Source organism: Endozoicomonas sp. YOMI1 (assembly GCF_024606345.1).
Lineage (GTDB): Bacteria > Pseudomonadota > Gammaproteobacteria > Pseudomonadales > Endozoicomonadaceae > Endozoicomonas.
This window is the reverse complement of the sequence record NZ_JAHHPM010000408.1, coordinates 1-10,204: the sequence shown is the minus strand read 5'-3', so window position 1 is coordinate 10,204 and position 10,204 is coordinate 1. Positions and strand designations below refer to the sequence as shown.

General features: G+C 47.1%; 8 protein-coding genes. 2 read left to right on the top strand and 6 right to left on the bottom strand.

What is annotated here, in order from left to right; translation table 11 throughout:
* Nucleotides 1–346: 346 nt before the first annotated feature.
* Nucleotides 347–1,459 carry a PilT/PilU family type 4a pilus ATPase gene (locus KDK15_RS14580; RefSeq protein WP_257296115.1) on the bottom strand — a complete coding sequence of 371 codons (1,113 nt, stop codon included), beginning with the start codon at nt 1,457–1,459 and terminating at the stop codon, nt 347–349.
* 46 nt (nt 1,460–1,505) lie between these two features.
* Nucleotides 1,506–1,991, bottom strand: a complete 486-nt coding sequence (locus tag KDK15_RS14575) for a glutathione peroxidase (RefSeq protein ID WP_257296114.1) — start codon at nt 1,989–1,991, stop codon at nt 1,506–1,508.
* 596 nt (nt 1,992–2,587) lie between these two features.
* On the opposite strand from KDK15_RS14575, the gene KDK15_RS14570 reads away from it, so the two are divergent.
* The gene (locus KDK15_RS14570) at nt 2,588–3,307 is read left to right on the top strand and encodes a type 1 glutamine amidotransferase (protein ID WP_257296113.1); all 720 of its coding nucleotides are present in this window, start codon (nt 2,588–2,590) and stop codon (nt 3,305–3,307) included.
* A gap of 25 nt (nt 3,308–3,332) precedes the next feature.
* On the opposite strand, the gene KDK15_RS14565 is transcribed toward KDK15_RS14570, so the two are convergent.
* From KDK15_RS14565 to KDK15_RS14555, 3 genes are read right to left on the bottom strand one after another with little or no spacing between them, the layout of a single operon-like run.
* Nucleotides 3,333–3,845, bottom strand: coding sequence for a hypothetical protein (locus KDK15_RS14565; RefSeq protein ID WP_257296112.1), 513 nt, complete (start codon nt 3,843–3,845; stop codon nt 3,333–3,335).
* Nucleotides 3,845–5,641: a DEAD/DEAH box helicase gene (locus tag KDK15_RS14560; RefSeq protein ID WP_257296116.1), complete on the bottom strand. Its 1,797-nt coding sequence runs from the start codon at nt 5,639–5,641 to the stop codon at nt 3,845–3,847. The genes KDK15_RS14565 and KDK15_RS14560 overlap by 1 nt, the downstream gene beginning before the upstream one ends.
* Nucleotides 5,642–5,648: 7 nt before the next feature.
* Entirely contained in the window at nt 5,649–6,017 is a 369-nt protein-coding gene (locus tag KDK15_RS14555) for a glutaredoxin (RefSeq protein WP_257296111.1), read from the bottom strand.
* A 617-nt stretch (nt 6,018–6,634) separates the two neighbouring features.
* Here KDK15_RS14555 and KDK15_RS14550 point away from each other — a divergent pair.
* Nucleotides 6,635–7,888, top strand: coding sequence for an ankyrin repeat domain-containing protein (locus KDK15_RS14550; protein ID WP_257296110.1), 1,254 nt, complete (start codon nt 6,635–6,637; stop codon nt 7,886–7,888).
* Nucleotides 7,889–8,151: 263 nt separating this feature from the next.
* Here KDK15_RS14550 and KDK15_RS14545 read toward each other — a convergent pair.
* The coding region (locus tag KDK15_RS14545; RefSeq protein WP_257296109.1) for a WD40 repeat domain-containing protein at nt 8,152–10,204 on the bottom strand (2,053 nt) is incomplete at its 5' end.

Genomic DNA, 10,204 nt, shown 5'->3' with positions numbered 1-10,204 from the left:
TTGTGCCTTGCATAGTAACTGCCCACTTAGCCAGAAATATACGATTCCATTTGGCTAACTACTTAGAAAGGTTGGAGTAATGGAGCGCTGTGGTGTTAAGTTTGATCAGGCTATTGATACATCAATCTGGCAGCGTTCATTGATGGGGGAGCATGGATAAATTGTTGTGCAGTAGGCAAATACCTGTTGCACAGTGTTATTCTCAGGCCGCCGCGGCTTTTTGAATTAGATGAACATCCCTTTGAGGGAATGGAATTTCAATACCAGTTTCATCCAGTGCAAATACGCCAATGGTCCATGACGGATCTTTAAAGATTCTTTGCATAGAATAAAGAGGGTAAGAAAATTAATCCGTGGAAATGGTTAAGTGTGCTACAGAATGGTCTTCCCCTCCCTGATGACCATGCATCTTTATTAACAGACGCATGTTATTAGAGGAGTCGGCATGCTGGATAGCTTGCTGGGCGGTGATTTTTCCAGCTTCAAAAAGCTTGAATATGGATTGGTCAATGGTTTGCATACCCGAGTCTTTAGAGCGCTCCATCAGGTCATGGATTTCATCCACTTTGCCCTTTTTGATGAGATCTGCCAGCGCCGGTGTATTTAACAGGATTTCATGGGATGGGTAGGCTGCCGTGCCATCTTCAGAGCTGAGTAGCTGTTGCCCCATAATCCCCTGCAGGCTCAGCGATAAATCAAGAAGAATCTCTTCATGTTGCTCCCGGGGGAAAAAGTGAATGATCCGCTCCAGCGCCTGATAGGCCGTATTGGCATGAAGGGTAGCGATACAGAGGTGACCCGTTTGCACAAATTCAATGGTATGCCTCATCACCTCGGGGGTGCGGATCTCTCCGATAACCACCAGATCTGGCGCCTGACGCAGAGCGTTCGACAGGCCTTCTTCATAAGATTGGGTATCCAGTCCAACTTCTCGCTGGGTGACGATGCACTGTCTATGGCTGTGGATAAATTCAATGGGGTCTTCAATGGTGATGATATGCCCTTTACCCACAGTGTTGCGATGGTTCACCAGTGATGCCATTGCGGTTGTTTTACCGGCACCTGCCGGCCCGGTAATCAGGATTAAACCTCTCTCCTGAAGAATCAGGTTGCAAAAAATATCCGGCAGGCCAAGCTCTTGGGGGGAAGGAATATGATGGTGAATGCGCCTGATGACCATTCCGGGTTCCCCTCTTTGGAAGAATGCACTGATACGAAAACGATCTGAGTCCGGGTTCTGTAAAGCGTAATTACTTTCACGAGTCTCGCAGAATTCTTTAAAGCGCTCTTCGCCCATCATGTTTTCAAAAATATGGTGTGCCTGCTCACTGGTAAGTGAAGCTTTGGCTATCGATACCAATTGGTCATTGACTTTTAAACAGGGGGGGTAGCCGACCGTCAAAAACAGTTCTGAACCGTTACGATCAGCCAGCAGGGAGAGTGCTTTGTTAATATCCACGGTATAAGAGTTTCAAGTTGTTGAGACTCTTAATTTGTCGGCCCGCTCAGCTCTCTCTTAATGCTTTGCAGATATCTTCTTCGATATCTTCCGGTTTGGTGGTGGGGGCATACCGGTCAATAATCTCGCCCTTGCGACCGACCAGGAACTTGGTAAAGTTCCATTTTATCTTTTGAGTACCCAGCAGTCCGGGCGCTTCGGATTTTAAATCTTTATAGATTGGCGCGGCATGATCACCATTAACATCAATTTTCTCGAAGATCGGAAAGGTAACGCCGTAGTTTTTCTGACAGAAAGTACCAATCTCTTCACTGTCTCCGGGTTCCTGACGACCAAATTGATTACAGGGAAAGCCCAGGATGACCAGCCCCTGATCCTTGTATTTGCTGTATAACTCTTCAAGGGTTTGATATTGGGGAGTGAAGCCACATTTACTGGCGGTATTGACGATTAAAATGACCTTGTTTTCATAGTCAGCGAGTTCTTTCATTTCCCCGCCAAGCAAGGGCATTCTGTACTTCTGTAGTTCCATCGGAAGCGGCTCTTTTTCTGATTAGACCAATGCAGCAAGGTTGCCATCCGAAAGGTATTTGATAGCCAATATCTTGCTGCATACTCAACAAGCAATTTTTCAGCCTATCAATAATGGACAGGATCGGATCAAGAAACAACAAAAAAAAGGCCTGAAATTCAGGCCCTAAAGATGAGGATTTGCGAATCACTGGCATTAGCCAGTTAGTCAGGTCTGAAATTTCGTTCGATGGCAGTCCCTCCCTAAGTCAAAAGGTTAAGTGCTTGGGTGGCTCAACAAGGGCTTGGGGAGAGTCAGGTTGAGCCGGTCTGTAAATTATTTTTTAAACTTAATGAGAATGGTTATCATTATAATGATGGATTTGCGGATAACGCAAGTTCTGGATGAAAAAAAATTTAGTTATTTGTTCAAACTTGTTGTGATCTCAGCATGAGGACGATGGATATCAGCCTTTAGGCTTTAAAGGCAATGCCAATATGGGTTGCTTATACAGCAGGCTTTGAGAGGTATGTTCCGGTCTGTATCCTCAATCGGCTTCTTGTCGATATAGACTGTATCGGTTGAACAATAGAAAACAGGTTTCGGGGAAGCTGGAATTGAACAAGCGACTGGGTATTTTATTGTGCGATGAACATCATCCAGACGCTATTAAGCGTTTTGGCACCTTTGATAATGATTACAAAATGATGGTTGACCGGGTGATGCCCGGTCAGTGGCAGTATTCTGTCTGGCGCTGTTATCAAGGCAGCTTTCCATCATCCGTTGATCAATGTGACGCATGGATCATCAGTGGCAGTAAGTCTTCTGCTTATGACTCAGAGCCGTGGATTCTGAAACTCAGGCTTCTGATTGTCGACCTTTCCAGGAGTGATGCATTGCTGGTGGGCATCTGTTTTGGTCATCAGATCATTCATCAGTCCCTGGGAGGCCGTGTTCATAAGTTTCCCGGAGGGTGGGGGTTAGGTGCTTATCCGGTGAAAGGGCTGTCTGATTTCGGAAGTTTTAAGTCAGGTAGTATTATTCGCGTTCTGGCTGTGCATCAGGATCAGGTTGATCAATTGGCTCCGGGCTTTTCCGTGCTGGCAACCTCGGATTTCTGTGAGAACGCCGTTACGCGAAGGGGGTCTTCAATCCTGACCTGGCAGGCGCATCCTGAATTTGTCGACGGATTATTTATCGATGTGTGTGAAAGGCTGCGCACAATGGTGGGTGATCGATTAATTGATAAGGCGCTGGGAGCGGTTGGATTGACTGACGACCGGGCTCAGGCCGGAAAGACCATCGTTCATTTTCTTGCGGGAAATGGGTTGGGCTAGTACTTTTTAGATTAACTTGATGACCTCAGCTGGAACTTTTCATTTTTCTCCCGACTCTCTGGCAGAGCATATCCAACAATAGCCGACAATTACCCTCTGTGACCTGATCCCGGGGGATCATCTCAAGCCAACCGCTTTTTCCTGCTATCACAATAATATTGTCTTCTACCGTGATCATCTTTACTTGCTGATAGGGGCGAAATGCCGGTTTCAATAATGATGAACGGATGCTGATGCCATTTTCCTCAAGGCACAGAGTACGAGTCTCCAGATCAAGATCAGGCTGGTAATGAAGACCAAAGCGTTTATGCACGGCGTACTTGAGGCCAAGATTCAGTATCAAGAAAGTAATAAAGGCAGAGCCAAAGAGTCCGGAAAGCAAAATGTTGCTCAGGTTGTTCCGAAAGACCAGCAGTGGCATCAGTAAACAGGCCAGTGACGCAACCCAGATCACCACCGTATGCTTCGGGCTGTATTTAATCATCAACTGATTGATGCGGTTCTGGGTTTGCCCGGTTATGTGATAAGTGACGTACATCAGAGCGCTTCGGCCTTGCGGTATTTACCATCGTAGTCGAACAGCTTATCAATGATTTTCCAGTATTGCTTTTCCTTCTGCGCTATCACAAAGTCAGGTTTGCGAAATTTCTTTCGGCTGTGGATAACATTATCCACCGTTGACGCCCTGAATGGCTCAGCACGATTAATCAGGGCATGCTTGCCAAAATGATGATAGAACGCACCTTGCTGAGAGGGTGTATCGAGCCTGAAGAACTCATTGACTTCGGCGCCATCTTCATCATGGTAGGTGATCCTGATGCGCTGTTTGCCCTGAGCGTCTTTGTCAGCACTCATTTCCATACCAGAGCAGCGGATCACCAGGCAGTTTTTCAGGTTCAGAGCCTCTCGAAGTTTTTTATCCGGGTCAACCAGTCCGTTCTGGCAACTGTGACATTTTCTGGCGGCTATATCGTTTTCAGCACCGCACTGGTCACACTGTTTAAAGCGGTAGCGGAACTCACATCGTTCTTTCACTTCGCTACCGTTGTCGTCCAGAAACATTGCAAAGCCCTGACAGCGTCGACCATAGTGTTCAACCAGATCGCCATCGCTATCGACCACGCCCCAGAAATGATTCTCGTGGCCACAGGCAGGGCAGGGAACCGTGACGGGTACCGCTTTTGAATCCGGTTTTGGCTCACCGACTTCCGGGCTGTATAAACTGAAGCGGTTGCCCGCATAATCAATAATCAGGCAGTCTTTTTTGTCCGGTGCCAGACGCAGCCCCCGGCCAGCTATCTGCTGATAAAGGCTGACAGACTCTGTTGGCCGCAGTATGGCGATCAGGTCTACATGGGGGGCATCAAAACCTGTGGTGAGTACTGACACATTCACCAGGAATTTAAGCTGCTGTTGTTTGAAGGCTGCAATCAAGCGGTCCCGCTCTTTTGCGGGCGTATCACCAATAATCAGGGCACTCTCATCGTCTGGCAGGTAACCCATAATCTCACGGGCATGGTCTACCGTAGAAGCAAACACCATGACACCTTTACGGGTAGCGGCTTCTTTTTTTACTTGATTGATGATTTCACGGGTGGCCCGGGTTTTCCCTTTCAATAATTGATTCAACTCCTGTTCTCCATAACGGCCAAAGCCATCCCGGGATAGTTGGCTGAAGTCGTAGAAAACAATGGGTGCATCAACCACCTCTGGTGTCGTGAGATAACCATTGTCAACCATATAAGAGAGTGGCAGCTCAAACAGACATTCTTTGAAAAAGCGAGGCTCTTCTGTTCTGACTGCCCCTTTATTTTCAGCGCTTTGATGATACTGGTACAACCAGCCCATCCCCAGACGGTAAGGGGTTGCTGTCAGACCGAGAACCTTAAGGTTTGGGTTCAGACGTTTAAAGTGTTCAATGACCTTGTGGTAACTGGAGGTTTTCTCCATGGATACCCGGTGGCACTCATCAATAACCAACAGGGTGAATGCTTTCTGATCCGGTACGTTCTGAAACTGTTTAAGATTTCTGACAACACTTTGTACACTGCCAAATATGACCGGTTCAGAGGCTTCTTTCTGTCCAAGTCCGGCACTGAAGATGGAGGCCTTCAAGCCATAGCTTTGGTATTTGGCGTGGTTCTGCTCGACCAGCTCTTTCACATGGGCCAGAACCAGAACACGGCCACGGGCAATGCGGGCCAGCTCGGAGATAACCAGACTCTTGCCAGCGCCTGTGGGCAGCACCATCAGGGCCGGGTCATCGGATTTGCGAAAATGCCGTATCACACGGTGAACGGCATCTTTTTGATAGGGGCGGAGCTGGTAAACCATTACGGGATTAGCCAAAGCTCTTTTGCAGATATTGGATAATATCGCCGGATTCATACATCCAGATATCATCTTTGCCCGCTTCCTGAATACGTAAGCAAGGTACCTGAACCTTGCCGCCCATCTGTTGTAACTCATTACGGGCCTGAGGGTCATTCATGGCATCCATGGTCTGGATAGTCAGGCCCAGTTTGTGAATGGCTCTGCGGGTTTTCACACAGAAAGGGCAGGCCGTAAACTGGTAGAGCGTCATGTTGGCTGTTTGTGCATTCACCCGGGCTTGCTGTTCTGGTGAACGTGCCATCGCTTTAGGGCGGGTCAGCTTATCCGCAGCCGCAATACCGTAGCCTAATACATTACGAATAATTTTTAATAACATAGGTTTGAGTACCAGTGAAAATTCCCATTGTATCAGTTAAGCCAAAGCTTATGACTGATGACCATGAGGTTTATACGAAATCGAATACCCGTTGTATCCACGGATAATAAATGACAATGGATCCAAAAGCAGGTGATATCAATCACCCACGCCTATAGGCACCTTTTGAGAACTCAACAATCGGTTTCATAACAATGACCAAATAACTTTTTTCACGGAGCGGTTTTACTGAGCGCACCTGTTTTTGCTGACAGGCTTTTCCCAGTCATAGTACCTAATCCCCGTGCTGGGAATGACCCCGGCAGCGTGAATGCCTTCATCACTGCATCTGTGAATAGACCAGCACATGACTTTAATCGAACCTGAAGGGAACTTTTAAAAGTATGATTGTTCTGATCAATGTAGGAAATCTGTGATTTCACAATTTCAATGCTGCATTGTCTTGTTTATGTGAGGGCTTTTGAAAATGGATAGAGCCAGTATCGCAAGATACTGCGAACCGAACGATACCAGACCTGAGGTAAACAAATGTCAGCAAAACGCCTGCTTTTTATTCAATTGACATTGAGTAACAGGATAAGGGGTATTGATTAAATAGATTATGGGAGTTCTGGAGGATGGACAACGGAATAGGAAATCTGCCAATAGGGTCTTCAGCAAGTATTAGCGCTACAAACACCATGGATGACAAGGTTAATGTTCCTTCTGCTACCCGGTTTTCTCTTGTTGAGGCTAGTCGTTGGGTGGTGTCGGCAACCTATAATTTTATGTATAACCAGTTGTCTGTCTTAGGGCGGAAAATTGCCCGAACGGAGCCCGTTGCTGGCATGCTTATCAAGCATTATGTTGGAAAAAAAGATACTGATAATGTTCGCTGGATGATTGAAAATGGCATGAATTTTGACAAAAGGCATAAACAGCTGGCTTATTTGGCAAGCACTAATCGCGATCATGAAACTTTAAACTTGCTTCTACATAATAAAGCTCCAGCCGATGCCCTTATGGAGGCTTATGTTCAAGGACGACCAAAAGCACTTAAACTTCTTATCGATAAATATGGCCTGGTATTGGGCAAAGAGCATTTTCAGCTGGTGATCACAGCAGCAAGAAGAGGGGATGTTGAATCTCTGAATACACTGCTGTCAACAGGGGTACCTGCCTTTGATCAAAATGTAAACGGAGATTCACCACTGTTAACTGCTATCAAACAGGGGCATATTGATGCGGTGAAACTGCTGATAAAATTTGGGGCACCGGTAACTGATGGCAGTCATGGCTTTATACCAATTGTTCTTTTAAAAGCCGCTGAAGCAAAAAATAATAGTGTTGAAATAGTACAGGTTATATTGGATCAGAATCCGTTCTCTATGTACTCACATCATTTATTATTTCCTGAAGATAAGGATGAGCTGGTAGAACAGAAATACAGCCCTAATGCCCTGTTAGCAACTACCATCAATGTATTATTGGACGTGGACTGTGATGATCATATCGTCTGTCTTCTACTGAGAGAATTAAGTGACACCCGTTATATCGAAAGTATTGACGCTGAGAGATGTCAGGCGTTGTATGAAAAAGGTATTGAAAAAGGGGTTTTCAGAAGCATTGATCAGTACGTGCCTGATAATAGGATTCGGCTAAAAGCGGCTGTTGCACAAGCAAATTATGAATTGGAATGGTCCCGTACCTCATTGCGGACTTTAGCTAAAGAAGCCTTTAAGCGTGCGGCTAACAGGCAAAGGTTTAACGCAACGACTTTCAACGAAGTAGCGATTTTAGTTGATCGTCTGGATATTCCTGAGGAATTAAAAGATGAGCTTAAACGTGTGCTTTTATCTCCCGCTGTCAACCCTCGCCTGGCGTCAGAATAGCTCATTGTATGTTTTACATTTTGTATGCTAAATGGCAGGTTTGGATGCCTGCCATCTCTATTTAGACGACTAATTATAAACCTTACCAAAAGGAGGTGTCAGGATGGAGCCGATGTTGGGCAAGTAGCGCAAAACCACAACGGTACAGACGACGGATACCAGCAGTAATGTCAGCCAGCTGATCATTCTTCCCGTGTGTTCTGTGAATTGGTCGATGGCGGCTACCATCAACCTGGACTGAATTCGGCTTGCATAGTTTCGTTCTAAGACCTGCCTGCAGTGACAAGACGCCAGATATTCACAATGTGCTTGCCACATACGGTGACCACCTGCCTGCTATCAACACTGAAGATGGCAGATCGGACCGCAAAGCTGTGCTTCAGAATGGCCTTATTCACCCAGCTGCCGTCGGCATAGCGGCCCAGGATTACTGCAGTACCATCCGCGCTTGCGGTTACTATATGGCTGCCATCGGCGTTGAAGCGTGCTGAACGGATCGGGCCAGTATGGGTAATAATGGCTCTTTCCAGCCAATTACCGTTCCCATTGCGACCGTAGATTTTTGCGTGATATTTGGCACTGGCATGGGCCTGGCAACGACAGCCACAACAGAAAGTGACAATATGACGGCCATCAGCACTGAAGCTGGCGTCAATTTGTGGCCTGTTGTGGTCATGGCGAATGATGGTTTTTTCAATCCAGCCTCTGGCTGCGTTATAGCCGTATATGCTGGCGGCGTGATGACCAGGGACGATTACCACCGCATGGCTGCTGTCGGGACTGAAGAAGGCTTTTTTTATTTTTCCCCTCAAGGGAATAGAGTTCTGCACCCAGTTGCCGTGTTTGTCACAGCTGAGGATTTCAAGGTTAGAAAGATCTTTGGCCGCCATCACATGGCAGCCATCGGGGCTGAATTTGGGGGGTAGGTCAGGATCAAGGGGGATAATAATGGGGATATTGCCGGTTTTCTCTGTCCAGTTGCCGTTGCCGTCACGACTGAAGATTTTTAGGGTAATGCTGTCAGTTTTAGCGTTTCGGTGGTTGACGGTAATGACATGGCAACCATCGGGGCTGATTGCAGCCCGTATGATCCAGTCTTTGTTGTTACCGAGGGTAGAGCTCTCAAGTCTGCAGCCATCTTTGTTCAGGCTAAGGATTTTTGCCATCCCCCTAACACCGAACATCAGCACCTGGTTACCATCGGGACTGAACGTGACAGAGTTGGCATCGAAGTTACTAGTGGCCTCCAATGCCCAGCCACCTTCCCCGTTCCGCCTGTGGATTTTTGTGCATGAGTCTGAGTGGGTCAGTACCCGACTGCCATCGGGACTGAAGCAAGCCTTCAAGCTCCGCCCGCCATCGGCAATGTCCGCAGCTAACGTCCAGTGACCAGCGACGTTCCAGCTGTGGATTTTGGCACTGCCATCAAAACAGGTAATCACTACCTGATGACCATCGTAACTTAAGTCAGCTGATATGATCCTGTCTTTATGGACAATGGAGAGTTGTTCCGTGCAGCTGTTATCGGCGTTATAGGCGAAGATTTTTGCGGCATGGTATCCATCCCAGGCCAATACATGATGGCCGCTGGTCATGAAGCTGGTCTTGACGGTGGGGGAAGGAGGGTCGACCCAGGAATGATAGCTGAATCCAGCTTGTTCATTCCATTGGCAGTGCGCTGTGAAGCCAAATATTGTCCCGGTATGATTGTTTCTGAAGATCACTAAATGGTCGCCATGGGTGCTAAAGCTGACGGTATTGACATCAGGGGTATTAATAATGCGCTTTGTCAGAACCGGTTTGAATTGTCGACAGTTAGCCATCAGTTGACCCACCGTGTAAAACAGGACCTGGGGGAAGTATTTCCTTTTTTGTGCTTCACAGGTTTTAAGATCGTCGTCTGTTGTTTGCTTTCCAAGGCATTGGCTACAAAGCTTATTGGCTACCGTTGTATCCATGGTAAATTGTCCCAGCCAGTACTGCAGGTCAGGATCACTGATGTCCCGGGCAATCTCTTTGAACTGGTTTTGCCGGTGTGCTGCCAATGTTGCAAACCACCTTCTGGCCAGCAGATTTGCATTGGTGATTACCTGGTTTAAATACGTACACGTTTTTGCAGTGGCGAGTATCTCCCGGAAAGATAAGTAGCCCAGCAGCTTGAGTATGGGAAGCTGTGGCAAATGCAGTAATGAACATTGGTCTTTGCAGGGAACAACCGACATACCGTTGCTGCTCCCCACATAACGGGACGTCTCAGATGTTACTCCGGCGCAGTCCGGGCTACTGCCATAACTGTCGCTGGTGTTCACGGTAACG

Bases quoted from the DNA above. Each gene is read 5' to 3' on its own strand.
- KDK15_RS14575 (WP_257296114.1), bottom strand. From the start codon at position 1,991: ATGGAACTACAGAAGTACAGAATGCCCTTGCTTGGCGGGGAAATGAAA.
- KDK15_RS14565 (WP_257296112.1), bottom strand. From the start codon at position 3,845: ATGTACGTCACTTATCACATAACCGGGCAAACCCAGAACCGCATCAAT.
- KDK15_RS14560 (WP_257296116.1), bottom strand. From the start codon at position 5,641: ATGGTTTACCAGCTCCGCCCCTATCAAAAAGATGCCGTTCACCGTGTG.
- KDK15_RS14555 (WP_257296111.1), bottom strand. From the start codon at position 6,017: ATGTTATTAAAAATTATTCGTAATGTATTAGGCTACGGTATTGCGGCT.
- KDK15_RS14550 (WP_257296110.1), top strand. From the start codon at position 6,635: ATGGACAACGGAATAGGAAATCTGCCAATAGGGTCTTCAGCAAGTATT.